Here is a 24242-nt window from a genome sequence, read left to right as displayed (position 1 = left end):
TCTGATATTTGGTTAGTTATGCTATTCCACATGCTTTAAGAAGAGAATCTTATAGCTTGTGATGATATAAAGTTTTTATGGTAGAAAATTTTGTTTACGTAAAAATATTTGATCTATAAGTATTCTGTAATAGATAAAAACGCCTAATCTAAACGATCGTTTATTCTAGGCGTTAAAGATAGGCTATATTTTTGAATAAAACAAAATCCAGAGAAACTTTTAAAAATTGATTATCAACGCATAAACGTAAATATGGACGCTTATGCGTTGAATTCAATAAAACGCCAGAATAAAATGATCGTTTAGACTAGTCGTTTTATAACCGATGATTTCGCATAACTGCTTGTAAATGATGATTATGAGAAGACTGATGTGCTGGAAGCTACAGAGTTTATGAATATAGGGTAAATGTTTTAAATAATTGAATATTACTAACTTATAAAAATTAATCGTATGAAAAGAAGACTACTTTTTTTGTTCGCCGTCTTTATGGTGGGTGCAAGTGTGGGGTGGGGACAAATGATCCCTACATACTACAAAGTGGCTGTAGGAACAGGTGGTGATGGATCATCTGCTGGTTCACCCATTTACAAGGCAAACTTGGAAGCAGCATTGTCTGATGCGGCATTATCTTCATTAGATAGTGTGATCATATTGTTACCTGAAGGGGAATACTCGGCTAATGCAGCTCCTTATTCTATCACCAAATCATCATTGGCTATCATTGGTGAAGGTGATACCTCAACAGTTACAATTAAGTCTCCGGTAGATATTGAGCTAACAAACGGAGGGAATGTGTCTTTCCAAAAGGTACATCTAACAGCAAAAACATCGACTGGACGAGGAGTTGTCGATATTAAATCCTCTAAAACGACAGTGTCTTTCAGTGAGAGTAAGATAACGATAGAGGGGCGGGGAACGGGTGATAGTGGTTCCGGGGCTTGTTTCGGTATAGTGTCTCAATTAACTGTAGATGAGAACACCGTAAACTTTATCAACTCCCGTATGTATATGTCTGAGGGTTTTGAAAGAGGACTTGCATTTCGTGATGGTGGAGGCCATACACTCAATTTTATAGGAAGTAAGATGGAGGGGCCTTCAGCTAAAGGTTTATATCCTTACGTGATCGGCATTTGCTCATGGGTGGGAGGAACTGATAATACTAATCCGGTAACTTATAATATAAGGAATTCTGTAGTAGATGTGAATTATTATGCAATATTTGCCATCAACCAAGCGGGGTACACAAATGCCGTAAATATAACTATCGACAATTCCAGTGTAACTGCTTGGGCCGCACTTTTTCTAAGAGGTGATTTAGTAAATGAAGCCTACCCGCATAATGTAGCGATCTCTAATACTCATTTGTATGGACGTTCTTACCAAAATGGGCCAAGTGATGGATTTGGAACTGTCGTTTTGGATAATTGTCAAAATTTGACTATGACGATGGACTCTAAAAGTTCTATCGTTTCAGAGAATAAAGCACCGATAGATAGCCCCATCACCTATATGTGTGTGGCTGATGTCCGTAAGAATACTTCCGGTACTTGGACGTTTAAATCCACCGATGGCTCTAAGGCTTTAATCCAATCCAAGAATGACAAATATGCTCCTACATTATTTTTTGATGATGCAGGAACAAATTTGGAGGTTTTAGGGGTTGAAAATGTTGAGTTTAAGACTGAAAACGAGAAGCCTTGCATTGTCTCGATTCATAAGAACGGGACTTTGAACAATGCGGCATCCAGTTTAGACGTATTATTGACGAATATGATTTTAGAAGAGGAGGATAAAGTGATTTTCCCGGAAGGAGAATATACTTTACCAATGACGCTGCCTCTGGATAAATCAATCACGCTTCAAGGAGCTGGGCAAAGTCAGACAATTGTAAATGGGCATATTTCCGTTAATTCACCATCAGGAGGCTCAGTTGCATTGACCGTAAGCGATATGACCTTAAAAGGAACTGATAATTCCTCTGCGCATGGGCTTATTGGTATGATTGGAACGGGCAAGGATATCGTAAAGTTAACCAATTGTAAGTTAGATGGTGGTGCGGTTACCGCTCAAACCGCTGCCGTAGGTGTCCGTATGGAATCAGTGGGAGCGGAGTTAAGCTTGACGAATACGGATATCGATGTCAATTATTATGGAATAGGCTTACGGAATAAAGAGCAAGTCTTAGATATTACGGGAGGAACCTTTACCGCATGGGGGGCGATCATGACATCAGCCGGAAGTATGAGTCCAAGTGATGGTACATTAGCTAATACGAATACCCGGATAACGGCGAAAGATGCGACATTCATCAGTAGGACTCTTCTGAATGGGAAAAGCAATAGTTATGGAGCTGTTATTCTTCAGGAAAAATACAACGGAGTTACAGCTGATTTCACGAATTGCGAGTTGCGAGCGGTAGATGGATTAGATCCTTTGATAAATGCTACCCAAGCTACGGCTACGGATATACGTTCGTATGGAAATACGATCACATTTACAGGTTGTACGTTGTCTTCTTTGGAAGGAACGAATAATCTCCCGGATGGAAGTAACGGATATTTACATGCCGGAGTTATTCGGCTAGGTTGGAGTGGAACGGATGATAAGTCGGAATTTGCGGATAATACGATAACGATCAACAATTCTACATTGAATGGCAAGGAAGGAGAGAACTGGGTCTATTCACATCGCGAAAAGGAGGCGAAAAAATACGACAAGCTGACGATCAATGGAACTGTTTATGATCCGGCCTCGGGTCTTATTTGTTATGGAGAGCCAGATATTCAGAATAAGATTGATAATGCGGTAGCGGGAGAGACGATTTCTGTTCCGGCGGGAGAACATGCGGGTTTCAATGTCACTACCGCTGATGTCCGGATAAAGGGAGTTTATGGAAAAACGATTATTAAAGGAACGAAGAAGTATACGGGTTCTTCCATAGCTTGTATCTCTGCGGATAAGGTGACTTTGATGAATCTTTCTTTCAAGAGTTCAACGGATGGCTCGAATCGTCCAACAGCATTGTTTGTCGGTGGAGGTACGGTGGAGATTGATAGTTGTATTTTTGAGGATAAGCTACTCCAAACAGGTTTATATTCGGAACCGGGTAGTACTCTTAAAGATGCGACCTTGTTGGTTCATAACAGTACTTTTAATGTATATGATAAGAATTTGTTGATCTCAGCGGGACGACTTAACGCTACGGTCAAGAATAATGTTTTTACGGATAGTGATATTTCGGTAGCGAAGAATGACGGCTCGAATGTCGTTGAATCAAATGAGTTTCATAATTGTGTCGTGAAAGTTGAGGATGGTGTAACATTCCAATATAATAAGATGTACCCGGGCGACCAGACATATGTATATTCCATTCGTCCCAATAATTTAGAGGGAACGGTTGTTGCGCCGAATAATTATTGGGGAAGTGATAATCCGGATTTTTCTGCCTTGATTGATAAAAGCAGGGCACCGAACGGATCTGTAGATTATTTCCCCTATTATTCGGATGTCGCTTTGGGTACCTTAATCTATAAGATGGTAACGATTTCGGAAGATACGGTCTGGGCCACTCCGCATCCAAATCAAAAGGTCACCGTCTTGGATGGCGCGACTTTGACGTTGTCTGTTCCAATGTCTTTAGATACCGTTACCATGAGAGAAGGCGCGCAAATAAAGTCAAATCTTGCGGATCAAACAGGAAGCGTGACCACTAAGTCTCTTCGTTTCTCTCCGGATCTCTCCGGTATTGAGTGGAAGGCGTTAGGAATGCCATTAGCCTCTGCCGTGATCAAGAACTCTACGGAGGAGGAGATCTTGGCTCCAAGTGTTCAAAATGTTGATAATGGTATCTGGTTCGCAAGGTTGAAGGATAATAAGACTCCGGAGTTCGTGGTGGATGAGAGTGCTTTTGGCATGGCTGGTCTTTGGGCGGCTAATGGCGATACCTATACGATCTCTTCTGAAGGAGCTTTTGAATTCAAGACTTTGGAAGAACCTGCCGCTCCAACTGAAACAGGTACTTTCTTGATGTGCTCGAATCCGAATACATTTACGATTACCTTGAAACAATCTGCTTATATATTGACAACGGATGGAACCTCTTTCGAGCAAGAGGCAAATCCGGAGATCAAGCCTTTCCAAAGCTTTGTCTTGACAGACGCCAAGACATTGAGTACGCTTCGCTCTTTACGTATCGGCGATGGCGTGGTTACGGGTAACCAGACGATCGAGCCGGTAGATGGTTATTACGTGACTACTGATCGTGGCGCTATCGTGATCCACACGCCGGAGCCTATGGACGTGGTAATCATCGGAATGAATGGCAAGGTCGCTTATCGTGGCGAGGTTACGGACGGACAGCGGATCATGGTTTCTTCGGGCATCTATGCCGTGAACGGTCAATTAGTAAGGGTTAAATAACGATTAAAACAAAGATAAACATGAAAAAGAGTATATTAGCGATATTCCTTGCTGTCATTGCGATGGCACAGGTACATGCGCAAGATTCAGATTTACGTTCCGCCCCGGATCTTCCGACGTTCAAGGTGACATTGAATTATAGCTCGGCGAATACGGATCAAGGAACCATAACCAGTACGGTAGCCACAGGTTCCAAGGTGGCATATAATAGTAAACCCGTTTTCACGATCACGGCGAAGCCCGGATATGTCCTGTCGGATATAACGATGAATACGGCTACTATTGGCACGTTGCCGAGCGGTACTTTTCAAAATGATAATACGACCACTTATTCCTATACTTCCACCGCTTTAACCGGTAGTACGGAAATCAAGGCGGTGTTCAAGGCGAAAGAGCAGGTGACGGTCACGATCTCTCCTGAGTATGCCACCTTGGATGAGATAAGGGCGAAGGTGAATTTGCCCAAGGTTACTTTTGACCCGGTTATTACGGGGTATAAAGTACAATACAGGGAGGATGGCTCTGCTGCTTTGACGGATGAGCTACCCGAAAAGGCTGGACTTTATTATGTTGTCGTAACCAAGTCGGAGACTGATACGCAAGTCGCCATAAACAAGGAGATTCTATTCAAGGTACAACCGTCCCATACGCTTTCCTACTCGTTTGAGGAGGCGCAAGGATCTGTAACCGCTTCTATGGATGGCTCCATTATCGCCAGTGGTGATGAGATCGTTTATAATAAGCCAGCCGTATTGAAGATTACCTCCAAGCCCGGTTATGTGTTGAGCAGACTTACCGTAGATAATAATGAGGTGACTTTGCCGAAAGGAACTTTTAATTCTTCTACGAATGAGACTTCCTATGTGGATTATACGACATCGGCGTTGACCGCTTCTACGGTTATTGACGTGCGATTTGCCGCGAAGAAAACCGTATCTGTAACAGCCAATCCATTATCTGCCACGAAGGATGAGGTTTTGGCTGGTAAGAATCTTCCGGTTATCACATTTACCCCCAATACGATAGCGGGGCAGAAGGTTCAATATAAGAACGCTTCCGGAGCTTTATCCGATAAACTTCCTGCGGCGGATGGTGTTTACACGATCGTCGCGACCAGTCCCGAGACTGCGGAATATGCCGCCTTGAAGGATGAGAACATGAAGTTCACGGTATCTAAAGCGAATGTATTAAATTATAACGTGGAAACGGCCGGACAAGGTACGGTTACCGCCAAGATGGGCTCTACGGACATGGCAAGCGGTAGCGAGATCATTAACGGCCAACCTGCCGTATTTACAATTATCGCTAACCCCGGATTTCTATTGAATAAGATTGTTGTGAATGGAACTGCGGTATCAGCCTTGCCAAAAGGCGCGCTTAATAAGGATAACACCATCTCTTATACCTATACGACCGCCTCGTTAACCGCCTCTACGACCTTATCGGTAGGTTTCGCCGCGAAGAAAACGATTTCCGTGAGTGTAACAGGTTCTTCGGCGACAAAAGACGAGATCGTGGCCGGGAAGAATTTGCCGGTTATTAAGTTTACGCCGGAAATAGCGGGACAAGCGGTTCGATATCGTGCGGCCGATGGTTCGGAGACTTCCACATTACCGCAGATAGTCGGAGCTTATAAGATCGTCTTATTTAGTCCGGAGACCATGGAGTATGCCGCGTTAGAGGATTCCTCTAAAACGTTTACGATCCGTAATGCCAATACCTTGGCTTACGCTGTCGATGGTGGACAGGGTACGGTTACCGCCAAGATGAACAACAAGGACATCATGAGCGGTGGTGAGATCGCTTACGGTAAGTCCGTCATTTTCTCGATCGTATCGAATGCCAACTATAGGCTAGGGGCTATTAAGCAAGCCTCTTCGGACGTGGATATCTCGAAGATCAAGGGAACGTATGCTAATGGAAATACCTCTTACACGTACACGACTCCTAATCTGATGAGTGGCGATAGCTATACCTTTGCGTTCGTCTCCAAGGATACGGTGAGGTTCGTGGCTAACAACCTTGTCCAGACGGTCGGCTCCATCAAGCCGGTCACGGTAACAAGCGCTGTCGGGGACATCAAGATCGAATATCAATTGAGCGGTACGGCTTGGGTTACGACATTGCCTTCCACGCTGGCTGTGGGTTCTTATAAGGCTCGTTTGAGCCGTGCGGAGGACTTGACATACCGTAGCCTCTCTGATACGGTTACGTTAGTGGTGGAGAGCAAGAAAGAGGTGGAGAGTTTGGTGTTACCTACTCCGGGTCGTATTGAGGAAGGACAGGCTTTATCGGCGTGTACCTTGATCGATGGAACTTCTTCCGGATCATTTATCTGGAAAACTCCGAACGAGATCGCTTCTCCGGATAAGAAAAAGTACGACTTGATATTCGAACCGAATGATCCTGTTCTCTATGCGGCTAAAGATACGTTTATAACCTTGAACGTAATTCCTGTTTATTCTATGAATGTTACCGCCGGTAATTTCGGTACTGTCATCTTGGAGGGGCGTACCGCAAATGATAAATACGCGAGAGGCTCGGTTTTGAAAGCGACAGCCGTCGCGGATAAGAATTACCGGTTTGCCGGTTGGAGTGATGGGAATACATCGGCTACACGGGAGTTGCAAGCGAATACGAACTTGGATATCGTAGCCCGTTTCGATTCGATCGTTTATGGCGTGACGTTTACGAATCCGATGAATGGTTCCTTGAAGGTCTTCGCGAATGGCGTGGAGGTAAAGAATGGTGCTGAGTTTTTGCAGGGAACCTTATTGACTATCACGGCGACTCCGGATCCGGGCTATATGGTTCAGTCCGTGAAGGTGAACGGGGCTTTGGTGAATAACGGTTCTTATACTTTGATACAAGCCGCTGATATATCGGCCGATTTCCTTCAAAAAGAACCGGATAAACATTTGGTAAAGGTTGGGGAGTTGAAGAATGGTAGCGTGAATCTGATCGAGGTGGATACGAAGGCACCCGTTACTCCCGGTGAGGCTATCTCTGAAGGTGTGAAAGTGAAGGTGATAGGAAATGCGGATTATGGCTATGAGCTGGCATCCGTGAAAGTGGAAGGCGCGAATTATAATGAGGCTGATGGCTCATTTATGGTTGGGACCGGAGATGTTACGGTGAACGCGAGTTTCCAATTGGTGAAATATCAAATAACCTCGGCGTTGAATATCCCCAATGCGGGTAAAGTCGTATTGAAAGATAAGGCCGGTAAAGAGGTGGCTTCTGGTTCTAAGGTTCCTTATATGACTCAACTGACCGCTTCTGTTGAGACGGAAACGGGATATCGTTTTATGAATATGATGGTGAACTCTTCCGAGATCAAGGATGGAGACGTATTCACCGTTTCTGGCCCTATGGTTGTTACCGCTAATTATGTGGAGAAGAAAGATTTGGCTTCGCTGATTGATAAGACGACGCAAACGGTAGTCTATAATAAGCAATACCGGAATTTCGAGGTTAAGATTACGGGCTATTCCGGTTTGGACTTTAAGGTCGCATATTCCCGGAGTGGGGTAGAAATGACAGAGAATCCTAAATCGGCCGGAACTTATAAAGTTCGGATTACCCGTGGCGAGGATGATTTATTTAAAGCCGTGGATGTAACTGCCGAGCTGATTATCAAGAAGGCTGGTATGGCATTGCTGAAAGAACCGACTATAGAAGGGGAGGATTATTCAAAGATTGACGCTAAACTTACTCAAGACTTCGAGGATGTGGAATGGAATCCTTCTACACAAAAATCGGCGCTTCGTGCGAACGTGACTGGAAGCCCGACAAAGGATCAGGTAAATATTCTGCGCTTTACCCCACTTGACAAGAGTAATTATGAATCGGTAGATTATTCAATGCCGGTTGGTGAAGTAAAAACGTTTTCTTTAAGTGCCTCAAATACGGAGGTTACGAATGGAGGCTTGGTTATTCGCGATTATTCTAAAATTCCGGAGAATACGGTTTTAAAGTTGCGAGCGGTAGCTCCTAGCGAGAATCAGCGTTTTGATTCTTGGAGTGATAATGTCTCAAGCGCCGATAGAAAGAACCCAGAGATAACGGTTACTTTGGCGGCTGATGCGACATACACCCCGAATTTTGTGGATAAACCTAAAATAGCGGCGAACCCTTTTGACTTGGAGTTTGTTTATGATGGTTCCGTAAGGCTTGTGGAATTGAAAGACATTTTGAGCGGTAGTTATCCGACAGATGTAAATATTAAATATTCAAATACGGATGGATCGGTTGCTACCCCATTGAACGCAGGTACTTATCTTGTGACTGTAACACGTACCGGGGACGAGAACTGGCGATCTTTCGAGGCAACCAAGAAATTAGTGATAAAGAAAGCGAAGGTCGTAGAGGTAGTAGCTCCTACCGCATCTACGATCACGGAAGGTCAGTCCTTGTCGGAATTCCTATTATCCGGTGGTGTTGCGAAAGGTGCCGATGGAACTACCATATCCGGTAAATTTGAATGGGCTGATGCGTCAGCTATATTGAAACCCGGCGATAGCCAGAAAAAGGAAGTGATCTTCACGTCGTATGATCCGAATTATGAGGATGCGACTACGAATGCGGAGGTTACGGTGAAAAGTTCGGATGCGTTAGTTGTCACGTTCGCTCAACCGGAAAATGGTTCTTTGAAAGTCTATATGTTGAAAGGTGAGGGCGAGAAGACCGAGATAACGAGTGGAACCGCTGTGGCGAAAGCGACTAAGCTAACCATTGAGACAGAAGCCAATCCGGATTATGAATTGGCCGTTATTCAAATAGGCGAAGAGAAGTATACGACTTCGCCTGTAGAGATTGAAGTCGATAAGTCCTTGGCTATTATAGCAGAGTTCAAGCCGGTTTCTACACCTCCGGGAACAGATGTGGCTGTTACGGGAGTTTCTTTGAATATCACGTCCAAGGCATTGGCCGTAGGTGAATCTTTTGCCTTGCAAGAGAAAGTTACCCCTAATAACGCCACTATGAAAACCGTCTCTTGGAGTAGCAGCGACGAGACGGTGGCTACTGTTGACGCGGATGGTGTCGTTACCGCATTGAAGATCGGTACTTGCAAGATTACCGTGGCTACCGATGATGGAAACAAGACGGCGTCTTGTGTGGTAACTGTCTCCGGTACGGTAGGTATCGAGCAAATCATCGACGATCATCAAATCTATTGCGAGCGAGGTGCGATAACCGTTCATCCGGCCCGTCCAATCTCGATCCGTATCATAGCGGTGACTGGAGTTAGCCTGTATGGCGACTCAATTATCGGACCTACCCGCATCCCGGTATCGACAGGAATCTATCTGATAGAGATCAACGAGAATGGCAAGCATATAACAGTGAAAGTAAACGTTCGCTAACAACCTTATTTTAAGAAACTAACCCTTGAGTCTTTAATGTTGGGGAAGGCCGCTAGGAATACTCAGTTCCGGCGGTCTTCTTTTTTATCATTGTATATGTACGAATAGCCTTTGTTAGAGTTGTAGAGGTTAAATATTCTAAAACCCTTTCGGCTTACTTATTTTATTCGTTCTTTTGCAAGAAAATTGGGAGGTGTGTTCTCTGTACGCATCTCCTTAATTTATTTAACGTTAATAAGTGAGAGTCTGATGGCTGAAAATAAAAAAGTTAGTTCTGTTTCTTTCTTTAACTCCCGGCTTACGTCTGTTATTAGTATCTCCTTGGTACTATTCTTGCTAGGACTCATTCTATTGATAGGGATGTTGGGTAATAAACTCTCCGTTTATGTGAAAGAGAACTTATCTTTCTCCATCGTGCTGAAAGATAACCAAAAAGAAACTGAGATAAAGAAAATGCAGAAGAGCTTGGATGCTCTTCCTTTTATAAAATCAACCGAGTATATATCGAAAGAGCAAGCCGCAAAAGAGTTGGAGGAAGAACTGGGCGAGAATCCGGAAATCTTCTTAGGCTTTAACCCTTTACAGGCCTCGATTGAGGTGAAACTGCATTCGGAGTACGCCAACCCCGATAGCCTCCAAGTGATAGAGAAGAAGATTAGAAACTATACGTCGGTCTCGGAGCTGCTTTACCGAAAGGATATGATGGAGATAGTCCATAATAATATGAAGCGGTTGGGCTTGATCCTGCTTACCTTGGCGGCGGTACTGATGATTATCTCGTTCGTGTTGATCAGTAATACGATTCGCCTGTTGATTTATTCCAAACGATTCTTGATTCATACGATGAAGCTAGTGGGGGCTACTTCCGGCTTTATACGTAGGCCTTTTGTGAAATATAACATAGTAAGTGGCATTTTCGCCTCTATCTTGGCAATATTGATGCTAACCGGAGCGTTATATTATTTGCAAAATGAATTGAAAGGTTTTATCCAGATATTGGATATGCAAACATTATTATTGGTTTATGTGGCAGTGTTTGCTTTAGGTATTGTCTTGTCCGTGATCGCAACCATTTTTGCCGTGAATAAATATTTGCGGATGGGGGTCGATAAGTTGTATTATATTTAATGTACGAATAATAAAGAGTTGAGAAAGATGGCTAAAAGAGATTTTGCTTTCGGAAAAGAGAATTTTATACTGATTGCGGTAGCGGTTGCCTGCATCGTGCTTGGTTTCATATTGATGAGTGGTGGAGGTTCCGGGGATAATACGTTCAATCCCGATATATTCAGCGCCCGCCGTATCGTGGTAGCTCCGGTGGTTACGGTTATCGGTTTCGTGATGATGATTTTTGGAATCTTGAAGAATAGCAAAGATAAAGAAGTAACAGAATGAGTTGGTTTGAGGCCTTGATACTGGGTATCGTACAGGGATTGACCGAATATCTGCCGGTGAGCAGTAGCGGTCATTTAGCGATTGGCTCAGCTTTGTTTGGTATAGAGGGAGAGGAGAATCTTGCGTTTACGATCGTCGTGCATGTGGCGACCGTATTCAGTACGTTAGTGGTTTTATGGAAGGAAATCGATTGGATATTCCGTGGTTTATTTAAATTTCAGATGAACGCAGAGACGAAGTATGTGATCAATATCTTGATTTCCATGATTCCGATCGGGATCGTTGGGGTATTCTTTAAAGATACGGTAGAACAAATCTTTGGATCGGGTTTATTGGTCGTTGGTTGTATGCTGCTATTGACGGCGGCTTTGCTGGCATTTTCGTATTATGCCAAACCACGCCAGAAAGAGTCGATCTCGATGAAAGACGCTTTTATTATCGGTCTGGCTCAGGCTTGCGCCGTGATGCCGGGTTTGTCTCGTTCCGGATCAACGATCGCTACCGGTTTGTTATTGGGAAATAATAAGGCGAAACTGGCCCAGTTCTCTTTCTTGATGGTAATTCCTCCGATCTTAGGAGAGGCGTTGCTGGATGTGATGAAGATGGTGAAAGGTGAAGATGTGGCTGGGGACATTCCTGCGTTATCATTAGCGGTAGGTTTCATGGCCGCTTTTGTTTCCGGTTGCGTGGCCTGTAAATGGATGATCAACATCGTGAAAAAGGGGAAACTGATTTATTTCGCTATCTATTGTGCGATTGCGGGATTGGTGACAATTGCTTGTACATTACTTAAATAAAGAATGGATTTTATAGCTGGAGAGATTTTATATTTTAATAAACCGCTAACGTGGACTTCTTTTGACCTAGTTAACAAATTTCGCTATAAGCTAAGTCGGAAACTGAAGGTAAAGAAGATTAAAGTTGGACATGCGGGGACACTGGATCCCTTGGCTACAGGTGTGATGATCGTTTGTACCGGAAGGGCTACGAAGCGAATCGATGAGTTTCAATACCAGACGAAGGAGTATATCGCTACGTTGAAGTTGGGAGAGACTACCCCGTCTTTCGATTTGGAGAAAGAGATAGACGCCGTGTATCCCACGGAACATATAACCCGTGAGCTCGTGGAGGAGGTTTTAAAGACATTCGTGGGTACGATCCAACAGATTCCCCCGGTGTTCTCCGCTTGCAAGGTGGAAGGTAAGCGTGCTTATGAGCTAGCTCGGAAAGGAGAGGAGGTTGAACTAAAATCCAAGACATTGGTTATAGACGAACTGGAGTTGCTGGAGTGTGATTTGCCTGTTATAAAGATACGGGTGGTATGTAGCAAAGGTACCTATATTCGTGCGTTGGCTCGTGATATCGGGAAGGCCTTGGGTTCCGGCGCTCATTTGATTGGCTTGGAACGGACTCGCATCGGAGAGGTAACCTTGGATATGTGTATGTCTCCGGAGGAGATCGATGATTTCTTAGAGCAGAATGTGGTAAAAATAGAAGAAGAAAAATAAATAGAGTGCATTATGAAGCTTTCGAAATTCAAATTTAACTTACCGTCGGAATTAATCGCTTTACATCCGGCGAAGAACAGAGATGAGTCGAGGTTGATGGTCGTTCATCGTGATACGGGTGAGATCGAGCACCGCGAATTCAAGGATATTCTAGACTATTATGGAAAAGGTGACGTGTTTATCTTTAATAACACGAAAGTTTTCCCCGCTCGCTTGTACGGTAACAAGGAGAAAACAGGGGCGCGTATCGAGGTGTTCTTGTTGCGCGAGCTGAACGAGGACTTACGTTTGTGGGACGTATTGGTGGATCCGGCTCGTAAGATCCGTATCGGTAATAAGTTATACTTTGGCGAGGATGATTCCATGGTCGCGGAGGTAATTGATAATACGACTTCGCGTGGTCGTACGCTCCGTTTCTTATATGACGGGAACCACGACGAGTTTAAGAAGGCTTTGTATGCCTTGGGCGAGACTCCGCTGCCTAAGTATATCGAACGTGAGGTGGAACCGGAAGACGAGGATCGTTATCAGAATATTTTCGCTGCGGAAGAAGGTGCGGTTGTGGCTCCTGCTGCGGGATTGCATTTTAGCCGTGAGTTGATGAAACGTTTGGAGATCAAGGATTGCCAGTTCGCTTTCTTGACATTGCATTCGGGCTTGGGTAATTTCCGTGAGATCGACGTGGAAGATTTGACAAAGCATAAAATGGATTCTGAGCAAATGGTCGTAAATGCCGATGTAGTGGATATCGTGAACAAGGGAAAGGATGAGGGGCACAAGGTTTGTGCGGTCGGAACTTCCGTGATGCGTGCGATCGAGACGGCCGTAAGTACGGATGGTCATCTGAAAGAGTTCGAGGGCTGGACGAATAAGTTTATCTTCCCTCCGTATGATTTCAGCGTGGCTACCAGCATGGTGACAAATTTCCACATGCCGTTGTCTACATTATTGATGATGACAGCTTCTTTCGGTGGTTATGAGTTGATCATGGACGCTTACGATATCGCTTTGAAAGAGAAATATCGTTTCGGTGCTTACGGCGACGCTATGCTAATCCTTTAATCCGGTTTCTATGGCGACAGCTTACCTTGGATTAGGTACGAACGTAGGTAATAAACGAGGAAATTTGGTGACAGCGGCGGCGCTGCTGGCTGAAAGGGTGGGAGATGTTCTTGCCCTTTCTGATATGTATGAGACGGAGCCTTGGGGATTTGAATCGGACAACACTTTCTTGAACGCCGTGATCGTCATGACGACGGAACTTTCCCCTATGGAATTATTAGATGCTACCCGTTTGATCGAGATCGAGATGGGACGTATCGAAAAAAGTGACGGTGCGTATCATGACCGTATCATCGATATCGATCTGTTAATGGTGGATGAGCAAATCCTGCATACGGAGCGGCTGACGCTACCGCACCCTCTGATGCACAAACGGTCGTTTGTAATGGAACCGTTGGCAGAAGTAGCTCCGTCGGTGAAACATCCTGTGTTTGGCAAGACGATGCGTGAACTTTTATCCGAATTATAAGTTTTAATTATGAACTACGAGATTTGAGTTATGAATAAAGAAATTAATAAAGCGATGACGCAAGGGATCGTCTTCAAGAAAGCGAAAGGCGAAGCGGAAGATCCGAATGGTAAGAAAATCAAGTTCTCTGATTTCTTGAAAGGGACACATGGCTCTGATTCAGCGAAATGGAAGGCCGGTTTTAAATATAAAAAAGCCTTACGTAATTCCAAAAAGAAGAAATAATTTTCAATTTTCAACTTTCAATTCTCAATTATTGCGTATCTTTGCGAATGAATTGACGTGGATAGATTTGTATTGCTTGCAACCACGGGAAAAAATGCTAAAAACATATCCTTTTCGTTGCCGTCCGGCAGAAAAATCCTTCCAAGTTCAATTCAGTCATAGATTAATAACTAACGAGCATTGTCAATTGCGACCTGTGGTTTATCCCCTAATTCTCAATTTTCAATTCTCAATTTTCAATTTAAAACGATGAGTTATTTATTCACCTCCGAATCGGTGTCTGAAGGGCACCCCGATAAAGTAGCCGATCAAATATCGGATGCTTTGCTGGATGAGTTCTTGGCGTATGACAAGAATTCGAAAGTTGCTTGCGAAACCCTTGTTACAACCGGACAGGTTGTCTTGGCTGGAGAAGTTAAATCAAGTGCGTATGTGGATGTGCAGGAAGTGGCACGTGGCGTGATCGAGAAGATTGGTTACACGAAAAGCGAGTACCAGTTTGAAGCGAAATCATGTGGTGTGTTCTCTTCTATCCATGAGCAGAGTGGCGACATCAACCGTGGCGTAGAGCGTGCGGATCCCTATGAGCAGGGTGCCGGCGACCAAGGTATGATGTTCGGTTATGCTACTAATGAGACTGAGAATTATATGCCTTTGGCGTTGGACTTATCTCATAGTTTATTATGGGAATTGGCGAAGATCCGTAAGGAAGAACCGGATTTGATGCCTTATTTGCGTCCGGACGCTAAGAGTCAGGTTACGATTGAATATGATGATAACGGTAAGCCATTGCGTATCGATACGATTGTGGTATCCACGCAGCATGATGAGTTTATCGGTCCGAAAGGTATTTCACAGAAGGAAGCGGATGAGGCTATGCAAAAGAGGATCGCCTTAGACGTGAAGAAGATATTGATACCTCGTGTGAAGGCTCAATATCCGGCTCATGTACAGGCTTTGTTTAATGATAATATCATTTATCACGTGAACCCGACCGGTAAGTTCGTGATCGGTGGTCCTCACGGTGATACCGGTTTGACCGGCCGTAAGATCATCGTGGATACATACGGTGGCAAAGGTGCTCATGGCGGTGGTGCTTTCTCTGGAAAGGACCCTTCTAAGGTAGACCGTTCGGCTGCTTATGCCGCTCGTCATATCGCTAAGAATATGGTTGCCGCCGGTGTGGCGGATGAGATGCTGGTACAGGTGTCTTATGCGATCGGTGTGGCTAAACCGATGAATATTTTCGTGAATACTTTTGGCCGTGCGAAGGTGAATATGACGGACGGAGAGATCGCCGCGAAGATCTGGGATATCTTCGATATGCGTCCGAAAGCGATCGAGGAGCGTTTGAAATTGCGTAACCCGATTTATTTCGAGACCGCTTCTTATGGCCATATGGGACGCAAACCCCAGACGGTGACGAAGACATTCTCTTCCCGTTATTTGCAGAAGCCGGTTACTTGTGATGTGGAGTTATTCACATGGGAGAAATTGGATTATGCAGATAAGATCAAGGACGTGTTTGGTCTATAAAAAATAAGTGGAAAAAGTAAGCTGGCTTAAATGGCGAAGTATGTTAAGATACTTTGCCATTTAAGTTAAGATACTTAGCCGATGAAGTTAAGATACTTTGCCAAGTATGTTAACTTACCCTTCCTCTTGGAGCATTTCTACTTCTTTTACTTTCCTGAACAGGTCGGACGCAAAGATGAAATCGTTCAACGCTTGGTTATTAGAGGTGATTACCTGCTCTTTTGTTCCTTGCCATTCCTTCACGCCTTCCTTAATAAAGATGATATTATCACCAATATTCATCACGGAGTTCATGTCGTGGGTATTGATAACGGTCGTCATATTGTACTCCACCGTAATGTCGTGAATCAAATCATCAATCAATAGAGAAGTCTTGGGGTCTAGTCCGGAGTTCGGCTCATCGCAGAACAGGTATTTAGGATTTAGGGAGATCGCTCTTGCGATGGCGGCACGTTTCATCATACCTCCACTGATCTCGGAAGGATATAGATGTCCAGCCTCGGACAGGTTTACACGTTCCAAACAGAATTCCGCACGTTTCCTGCGCTCTTTCGTTGAGTCTTTAGAGAACATATCTAAAGGAAACATTACGTTTTCCATTACCGTCATGCTGTCGAATAAAGCGGAACCTTGGAACAACATACCCATTTCCCGGCGTAGCATATTTAACTCATGCTTGTTCATCGTGATCAAGTCTCTGCCGTCGTATAATATCTGTCCGGTATCAGGTTTCATTAACCCGATGATATTCTTGATCATTACCGTTTTACCCGAACCGCTTCGTCCGATGATCAGATTCGTCTTACCATCCTCGAACGTCGTACTTATATCTTTCAAGACGACACGTCCATCGAAAGACTTCGTTATATTCTTAACTTCGATCATTTTTAAGTAAGCATTAAATGGGTTAATATTACGTCGGCAAGTAAAATCATGATACTGCTCATGACCACGGCATTCGTACTTGCCTTACCTACCTCTAGGGCGCCTCCCTTTACGTTATAGCCAAAATAGGCGGCGATGGATGAGATGATGAACGCATATACTACGGATTTGATAATAGAATACCAAATGTAAAACTCGTTGAAGTAGAATTGCAAACCGTACTCGAACGAGGAAGGAGTCATTCCCGTACTCGTTGAGTAACTGGCGAATATGCCGCCCATGATACCGGTGAACATACTGAAGATAACCAATACCGGAATAAAGATCATCAAACCGAGCATTTTCGGAAGGATCAGGAAGTTGGCTGAATTAACACCCATGATTTCCATGGCGTCTATCTGCTCGGTGACTCGCATGGTTCCGATCTCGGAGGCGATATTACTGCCTACTTTACCCGCTAGGATTAGTGCCATGATAGAGGAAGAGAATTCCAGCAAGATAATCTCACGGGTGGTATAGCCGATCGTAAACTTAGGAATCAAGGGGGAACTGATATTCAAGGAGATCTGGATGGCGATAACCGTACCGATAAAGACCGAGATGATTATGACAATCCAAAGAGAGTCCACGCCTAGCTTGTATATCTCTTTGATCAATTGCTTAAAGAACATACTCCACCGGTCTGGAAGTGTTATACTCTTCATCATCAGTAGGGTATACTCACCCATTCTGTGTAATGCTTTATTCATTTTTATCTTGATAAATTTCTGATTTCAATTTGCAAAGATAGCGTAAAATCCACTAATAACCATATAACATCTTAGAAACAAGATTGGTTTTATTTGTAAATCCTATGGTATTAAAGTTTGCCACATCCCTCTTTTTTAACTATGTTTGTTTTCTTAAATACTAAAAAATACTTTTATGAAGCGAATTCTTTTAGGAGTGATCGGCTTGCTGTGTTTATGTGTGGCTTGCCTGCGGAAGGATCTTTCTTTTAAGCCGGGGGAAGTTTGGCCGGATGATAAAGGGGTACATATAAACGCTCATGGTGGCGGTATTCTACGGGTTGGGGATACTTATTATTGGTTTGGTGAACATAAAACGGAGGGCTCGGCTGGAAATCTGGCTCAAGTAGGCGTTCATTGCTATTCGTCGAAAGATTTATATAATTGGAAAGACGAGGGAATCGCCTTATCGGTCGTGCCGGATGATACGACGAGCCATATTGTTAAGGGATGCGTGTTGGAGCGTCCGAAAGTGATTTATAATAAAAAGAATGATCAATATGTAATGTGGTTTCATTTAGAGCCGAGAGGTGCTGGCTATTCGGGAGCATTGAGTGGAGTGGCTGTCAGTAAAAACGTGGCGGGGCCTTACTCGTTCGTAAACGCTTTCCGTCCGAATGCCGGTTTTTGGCCGGTTAATGTACAGGAACTACATAAGCAACCTTGTACGTTTTCCGCAGATCTACGTTTTAGCGGTGGAGAGTTACCTGCCCATCCGGATAGCTTGAATTTATTGGGGCGTGACCAAATCTCCGGACAAATGGCTAGGGATATGAACCTTTTCGTGGATGACGATGGCATCGCTTATCATATTTATTCCTCGGAAGAGAATAGTACCTTGCATATATCGCAGCTGACCGATGATTATACGAGTTATTCCGGTAAGTACGCCCGTTTCTTCCCGGGGCGTTTCATGGAAGCTCCAGCCTTGTTCAAACAGAAGGGGAAATATTATTTGATTATGTCCGGCTGTACGGGCTGGGCTCCGAATGCGGGACGATCGGCGGTCGCTTCCTCGATTTGGGGACCTTGGAAGGAATTGGAAAATCCGTTTAGGGGAGAGAACTCGGAGGTGTCGTTTTATTCTCAGAGCACGTACGTATTGCCTGTACCCGGCCATGCGGATCGCTTTATTTATATGGGAGATCGTTGGACTCCGGAGAACGCTATAGACGGACGTTATATCTGGCTTCCTATCCGATTCGAGGGGGAGCAACCCGTGATCGAGTGGCGATCTGAGTGGAGTTATTAAATTCTCTTATCGCTTTTTTGCGAATGTATGTGATGTAGATCTGCGGATTATCACGTACATTCGCGTTAAATTTTTAAGTAGCTTATGTCAGACGAACAACGAATGGTGCTCCGTACGGAGGACTTGGTAAAGAAATATAGGACTCGTACGGTCGTGAATCATGTATCGATTAACGTGAAACAGGGGGAGATCGTTGGTTTGCTTGGTCCGAACGGAGCGGGAAAGACGACCACCTTTTATATGACAGTAGGTTTGGTCACTCCTAACGAGGGTAAGATCTTCTTGAATGACATGGAGATTACGAAATTCCCGGTCTATAAGCGGGCTCGCAACGGCATTGGCTATCTGGCGCAAGAGGCTTCGATTTTCCGGAAAATGACGGTGGAAGATAATATCCGCTCGGTCTTGGAGATGACGGGACGTAGCGTTGAGTACCAAAAAGAGAAACTGGAAAGCTTGATTTCAGAGTTCGGTTTGAATAAGGTTCGTAAAAACTTGGGAGACCAACTTTCGGGTGGAGAGCGGCGTCGTGCGGAGATTGCCCGCTGTCTGGCGATCGATCCGAAGTTCATTATGTTGGATGAGCCTTTCGCCGGTGTAGACCCGATCGCCGTACAAGATATCCAGACAATCGTGGCTCGCTTGAAACATAAGAATATCGGAATCTTGATTACCGACCACAATGTGTACGAGACATTGAGTATTTGTGACCGGGCCTATCTCCTGTTCGAGGGAAAAGTCCTTTTCCAAGGAACCGCCGAACAACTAGCCGAGAACGAGATCGTGCGCGAGAAATATTTGGGAAAAGACTTTGTGCTGCGTAAGAAAGACTTATAGCAGTCGTTTCAATCGCCTGTTTACCAGTATGAACAGCAGGAAAGATAAGGCGGCGATAAGACAAAAGTCCAAAAGATGCTCGGCGGGAATATCGCCTGTGATAAACTCGTTATCCTTGAGACGACTGTCCGACATCCCTATTACGGCGAAAGCATTATTGACAAAGTGGGCGAACACCGGTATCCAGATGCTCTTGCTCCAATAGAGTAGATAGCCGAAATAGGCTCCGAGTATCATCCGGGGCAAGAATCCGTAAAATTGTAAATGGAAGGCGCTAAATAGTATGGCGGCGACCCATATGATCGTATGAGGGTTGGAGGTCCATTTCCCGATCACTCGTTGCAAGGCTCCTCTGAACAGGAACTCCTCGGTTATCCCGGCCGTAACGGCGATAACGATAAGGTTGGCCAGGATTACCCAAACGCTATCGCTGGATAACAGGATCGTCGTCAGTTGTTCGGCGAGGGTTTCTTGCGCCCGCATCCATTCCTCGATAGGAGCCATAAACGCGGGTAACTCCATCTGTTTGTTGAGCAATCCTAGCAAATTGATAACCGGAGAAAATAAGAACACGCAAACTAAGGTGAGAATCCAGATCCTGCCGTCTGTGATTTTCTTGACTGATAGATAATGGCAGGGATTGTCACTACATATCCAAGCCATGGCGATAGATGGTAGCAAAAAGGTACAGATCGCCGAGATGAACTGAATGAGCCTCATTAAATTAGCGTCTTGGGTTATATCAGCCTGTAAACCGTGGGTCGCAAGTAATAAGCCCGTGGATATAATAGATGATAAAATGGCTCCAGCCAATAAGAATAGCAAGAGGATCAAAAGTTGGATTATCGCCGGACGGGTAGCATATATTCCTTTTATTCTCATAATGATTCATTCAAAGGGTAAATAATTGCCGCCAAATATAAACAAAAGAATAAAAACAGATCAAAATTTGCACGATTAAAAGAATAAGTCTAATTTTGCGACCTAAAATTCGATACGACTATTAATTAAATAAATCATTCAGAATGAACGTTTCGCTTAAAAACAATGATGCCGTAAGCGGTATCGTGAAATTAGAAATAGTGAAAGCTGACTATGCTGATCAGGTAGACAAGAGCCTGCGTAGCCTTCGTCAGAAAGCCAATGTACCGGGTTTCCGTAAGGGCATGGTTCCTATGGGCATGGTTAAAAAAATGTACGGAAAGCACGTGCTGGTAGAGGAGATAAACAAATTAGTTTCTGAGAATCTGTTCAAGTATATCCGTGAGAACGATTTGCATATCTTAGGCGAGCCGATGCCTAACGAGACTGAGCAAAAGCCGTTGGATTTCGATAAGGAAGAGGATTTCGAATTCTGTTTTGACGTGGCTTTGGCTCCGGAGATCAATATCGAGTTGAGCAAGAACGATAAACTTCCGTTCTATCAAGTCGCTATCGATGAAGAAATGCTAAATAACCAAGTAAACGCTTATCGCTCAAACTTCGGTTCTTACGACAAGGTAGACGAGGTTGAGGAAAAAGATATGGTAAAAGGTACGGTAGCCGAGCTTGAGAATGGTGCCCCGAAAGAAGGTGGTATCGTTGTTGAGGATGCTGTCTTGATGCCTATGTATATCAAGGATGAGGAAGAAAAAGCTAAATTTATCGGTGCTAAAGTAAATGCCGTAGTGGTATTCAACCCGAATAAGGCTTACGAGGGTGCTGAGGCAGAGATCGCTTCTTTCTTGAAGATCGATAAAGAGAAAGTGGCTGAGACTACAGGCGACTTTAGCTTTGAGATCAAGGAGATCACCCGTCATAAAGACGCAGAGATGAACCAAGAGTTGTTCGACAAGGTATTTGGCGAGAACGTGGTTACCAGCGAGGAAGAATTCAAGAACAAGATCAAGGAAGCTTTGGCAGAGCAATTCGCTCCTCAGAGTGACTTCAAGTTCTTGACGGATACTCGTGATATGTTGGTTGAGAGAGCTGGCGAGTTGAATTTCGCTGACGATTTATTGAAACGTTGGTTGCTTGCCGCTAACGAGAAGAATACGAAAGAGAAGATCGACGAGGACTTCCCTCAGATCCTTCAGGATTTGAAATATCAGTTGATCAAGGAGAACTTGGTTAAGAAGAACGGCTTGAAGGTTGAGGACGCTGACATCGAGAACTTCGCTAAACGTGTGGCTAAGGCTCAGTTCGCTCAATACGGCATGTTGTCTGTACCTGAGGACGTACTTGACAACTACGCTAAAGACATGTTGAAAAATAAGCAAACACTTCAGAACATCATCGACCGTGCGGTTGAGGAGAAATTGGCTGCTTGGTTGAAAGAGCAAGTGGAACTTGATGTTAAGGAGGTAACCGCTGACGAGTTCAACAAACTTTTTGAATAAAAAGATCTTTACTCGGCCTCTTAGGAGGTTGTTTTATATCAAAAAAGGGATTTCTCTCTAAAAATATCTTAGCGGATAGCGAAATAAATTGTTTCTTTCAGAAATTTATTTATAACTTTGTTTTTCCGTTAAGTCACAGAGGGAAATCCCTTTTTACGTCTTCTCGGTAAATAAAAGATAGGAGAAAATATGGAAGATTTTAGAAAGTATGCTACAAAGCATTTAGGTATGAGTGGTACGGCTCTGGATAGTTATATGAACATCTCCAGTAGCTATATCTCCCCGACAATTATAGAGGAACGACAGCTGAATGTCGCTCAAATGGATGTCTTCTCTCGGTTGATGATGGACCGTATTATTTTCTTGGGCACGCAAGTGGATGATTATACCGCTAACGTGATTCAAGCGCAGTTGTTGTATCTGGATTCCAGTGATCCCGGAAAGGATATCTCTATTTATATCAATTCGCCGGGTGGCTCTGTATATGCGGGCTACGGCATTTATGACACGATGCAGTTTATCTCCAGCGACGTATCTACGATTTGTACGGGTATGGCCGCCTCTATGGCGTCTGTCTTATTGGTGGCGGGAACCAAGGGAAAACGTTTCGGCTTGAAGCACTCCCGTGTAATGATCCATCAACCGCTTGGCGGCGTACAAGGACAGGCTTCAGACATCGAGATTACCGCTCGCGAGATCTTGAAGGTTAAGAAAGAACTGTACACCATAATCTCGGATCATTCAGGTAGACCCTATGAGGAGATCGAGCGCGATGGCGACCGTGATTTCTGGATGACCGCGGAGGAAGCGAAAAAGTATGGCATGATCGACGATGTTTTAACACGTAAATAACAAAAACAACAATAAGAAACTATGGCCAAAACAACAGGCGATACATGTACGTTTTGCGGCAGGAGTAGCCGTGATGTTAATTTGCTTATCAATGGGATCTCTGGTTGTATTTGCGATGATTGTGCCCGGCAGGCGTATGAGATCGTAAAGGAGCAGACAGGAGGTAAGAAAACTTCTTTTGGTTTGAAGCAGAAAGATCTGCCTAAACCGGAAGATATCAAGACTTTCTTGGATCAGTACGTGATCGGGCAGGATGACGCGAAGCGTTATCTGTCGGTATCGGTGTACAACCATTACAAGCGTTTACTTCAAAAGGTTACCGCCGATGATGTAGAGATTGAGAAATCTAATATTATCATGGTGGGCGCTACCGGTACGGGCAAGACTTTGTTAGCCCGTACGATCGCTAAGTTATTGCATGTCCCGTTCGCTATCGTGGACGCTACGGTACTTACCGAGGCAGGTTACGTGGGGGAGGATATTGAGAGTATCTTGACCCGGCTATTGCAAGCGGCGGATTATGATGTGGAGGCGGCCCAACGGGGTATCGTCTTCATCGATGAGATCGATAAGATCGCACGTAAGAGCGATAATCCGTCTATCACTCGGGATGTCAGCGGTGAGGGTGTACAGCAAGGTTTGCTGAAACTTCTAGAAGGATCGATCGTGAATGTGCCTCCTCAGGGGGGACGTAAGCATCCGGAGCAAAAGATGATTGCGGTGGATACGAAGAATATCCTGTTCGTTTGCGGTGGTGCTTTCGATGGAATCGAGAAGAAGATCGCTCAACGCTTAAATACCCGTGTGGTCGGTTATTCGGCTAGTTTGGATACGGCTACCGTAGACCGGAATAATTTACTGAAATACATCACCCCGACTGATTTGAAGTCGTTTGGCTTGATCCCGGAGATTATCGGTCGTTTACCTATCCTCACGTATCTGAATCCGCTGGATCGTGATACGCTTCGTAACATCTTGACCGAGCCGAAGAACTCCATTATCAAGCAATACGTCAAATTGTTCGAGATGGATGGCATTAAGCTGACGTTCGATGAGAAAGTCTATGAGTTTATCGTGGATAAGGCGCTTGAGTTTAAGCTGGGTGCCCGTGGGTTACGTTCAATCGTAGAAGCCGTGATGATGGACGCTATGTACAGTATGCCATCTCAAAAAGTAAAGGAACTCCATGTAACGTTGGAGTATGCGAAAGAGAAATTTGAAAAATCGGACGTGAACCGTTTACAGGTCGCGTAAACGTAGGCGGTTT

Annotated in this window: 18 protein-coding genes; 15 read left to right on the top strand and 3 right to left on the bottom strand. The window is 44.3% G+C overall.

Annotated elements, in window-relative coordinates; genetic code table 11:
- Positions 1 to 453 precede the first annotated feature (453 nt).
- From BDI_RS12055 to metK, 10 genes are all read left to right on the top strand, one after another.
- Positions 454 to 4422: a hypothetical protein gene (locus tag BDI_RS12055; RefSeq protein WP_011966840.1), complete on the top strand. Its 3969-nt coding sequence runs from the start codon at positions 454 to 456 to the stop codon at positions 4420 to 4422.
- 20 nt (positions 4423 to 4442) lie between these two features.
- Positions 4443 to 9788 (top strand): Ig-like domain-containing protein, encoded by a 5346-nt coding sequence (locus BDI_RS12050; RefSeq protein WP_011966839.1) that lies wholly within the window; start codon positions 4443 to 4445, stop codon positions 9786 to 9788.
- Positions 9789 to 10037: 249 nt separating this feature from the next.
- Positions 10038 to 10916 (top strand): cell division protein FtsX, encoded by an 879-nt coding sequence (locus tag BDI_RS12045; protein ID WP_008779926.1) that lies wholly within the window; start codon positions 10038 to 10040, stop codon positions 10914 to 10916.
- 27 nt (positions 10917 to 10943) lie between these two features.
- Complete coding sequence (locus BDI_RS12040; protein ID WP_005853907.1) at positions 10944 to 11183, top strand: DUF3098 domain-containing protein; 240 nt, start codon at positions 10944 to 10946, stop codon at positions 11181 to 11183.
- Entirely contained in the window at positions 11180 to 11980 is an 801-nt protein-coding gene (locus BDI_RS12035) for an undecaprenyl-diphosphate phosphatase (RefSeq protein ID WP_008779927.1), read from the top strand. Before BDI_RS12040 ends, BDI_RS12035 begins: the two co-directional genes overlap by 4 nt.
- 3 nt (positions 11981 to 11983) lie before the next feature.
- Complete coding sequence (gene truB, locus BDI_RS12030) at positions 11984 to 12691, top strand: tRNA pseudouridine(55) synthase TruB (RefSeq protein ID WP_011966838.1); 708 nt, start codon at positions 11984 to 11986, stop codon at positions 12689 to 12691.
- 12 nt (positions 12692 to 12703) lie between these two features.
- Positions 12704 to 13753: a tRNA preQ1(34) S-adenosylmethionine ribosyltransferase-isomerase QueA gene (gene queA, locus BDI_RS12025; RefSeq protein ID WP_005853911.1), complete on the top strand. Its 1050-nt coding sequence runs from the start codon at positions 12704 to 12706 to the stop codon at positions 13751 to 13753.
- A gap of 10 nt (positions 13754 to 13763) precedes the next feature.
- Positions 13764 to 14222: a 2-amino-4-hydroxy-6-hydroxymethyldihydropteridine diphosphokinase gene (folK, locus tag BDI_RS12020; RefSeq protein ID WP_005867096.1), complete on the top strand. Its 459-nt coding sequence runs from the start codon at positions 13764 to 13766 to the stop codon at positions 14220 to 14222.
- Positions 14223 to 14252: 30 nt separating this feature from the next.
- Complete coding sequence (locus BDI_RS12015; protein WP_041525585.1) at positions 14253 to 14447, top strand: hypothetical protein; 195 nt, start codon at positions 14253 to 14255, stop codon at positions 14445 to 14447.
- Positions 14448 to 14696: 249 nt separating this feature from the next.
- Positions 14697 to 15983, top strand: a complete 1287-nt coding sequence (metK, locus tag BDI_RS12010; RefSeq protein WP_005867099.1) for a methionine adenosyltransferase — start codon at positions 14697 to 14699, stop codon at positions 15981 to 15983.
- Between the two features lie 114 nt (positions 15984 to 16097).
- On the opposite strand, the gene BDI_RS12005 is transcribed toward metK, so the two are convergent.
- Entirely contained in the window at positions 16098 to 16868 is a 771-nt protein-coding gene (locus tag BDI_RS12005; RefSeq protein WP_005853918.1) for an ABC transporter ATP-binding protein, read from the bottom strand.
- A gap of 2 nt (positions 16869 to 16870) precedes the next feature.
- On the bottom strand, positions 16871 to 17617 hold the full coding sequence (locus BDI_RS12000) for an MlaE family ABC transporter permease (protein WP_008773770.1): 747 nt from the start codon (positions 17615 to 17617) through the stop codon (positions 16871 to 16873).
- 175 nt (positions 17618 to 17792) lie between these two features.
- Here BDI_RS12000 and BDI_RS11995 point away from each other — a divergent pair, with 175 nt between their 5' ends.
- Together BDI_RS11995 and lptB are read left to right on the top strand one after the other, a co-directional pair.
- Entirely contained in the window at positions 17793 to 18908 is a 1116-nt protein-coding gene (locus BDI_RS11995) for a glycoside hydrolase family 43 protein (RefSeq protein ID WP_011966837.1), read from the top strand.
- 84 nt (positions 18909 to 18992) lie between these two features.
- Positions 18993 to 19745 (top strand): LPS export ABC transporter ATP-binding protein, encoded by a 753-nt coding sequence (gene lptB / locus BDI_RS11990; RefSeq protein WP_005853924.1) that lies wholly within the window; start codon positions 18993 to 18995, stop codon positions 19743 to 19745.
- On the opposite strand, the gene BDI_RS11985 is transcribed toward lptB, so the two are convergent.
- Positions 19740 to 20627 (bottom strand): CPBP family intramembrane glutamic endopeptidase, encoded by an 888-nt coding sequence (locus BDI_RS11985; protein ID WP_008779932.1) that lies wholly within the window; start codon positions 20625 to 20627, stop codon positions 19740 to 19742. The genes lptB and BDI_RS11985 overlap by 6 nt on opposite strands.
- Positions 20628 to 20770: 143 nt before the next feature.
- On the opposite strand from BDI_RS11985, the gene tig reads away from it, so the two are divergent.
- The 3 genes from tig to clpX all read left to right on the top strand — a co-directional run bounded on the left by tig (position 20771) and on the right by clpX (position 24229).
- Positions 20771 to 22123, top strand: a complete 1353-nt coding sequence (gene tig / locus BDI_RS11980; RefSeq protein WP_005853929.1) for a trigger factor — start codon at positions 20771 to 20773, stop codon at positions 22121 to 22123.
- A 189-nt stretch (positions 22124 to 22312) separates the two neighbouring features.
- Entirely contained in the window at positions 22313 to 22975 is a 663-nt protein-coding gene (gene clpP / locus BDI_RS11975; protein WP_005853931.1) for an ATP-dependent Clp endopeptidase proteolytic subunit ClpP, read from the top strand.
- Between the two features lie 21 nt (positions 22976 to 22996).
- Positions 22997 to 24229 (top strand): ATP-dependent Clp protease ATP-binding subunit ClpX, encoded by a 1233-nt coding sequence (clpX, locus tag BDI_RS11970; protein WP_005853934.1) that lies wholly within the window; start codon positions 22997 to 22999, stop codon positions 24227 to 24229.
- Positions 24230 to 24242 lie beyond the last annotated feature (13 nt).

It is taken from the genome of Parabacteroides distasonis ATCC 8503, from assembly GCF_000012845.1.
Lineage (GTDB): Bacteria > Bacteroidota > Bacteroidia > Bacteroidales > Tannerellaceae > Parabacteroides > Parabacteroides distasonis.
The sequence above is the reverse complement of the archived record's forward strand: the minus strand, read 5'-3'. Positions and strand labels throughout refer to the sequence as shown.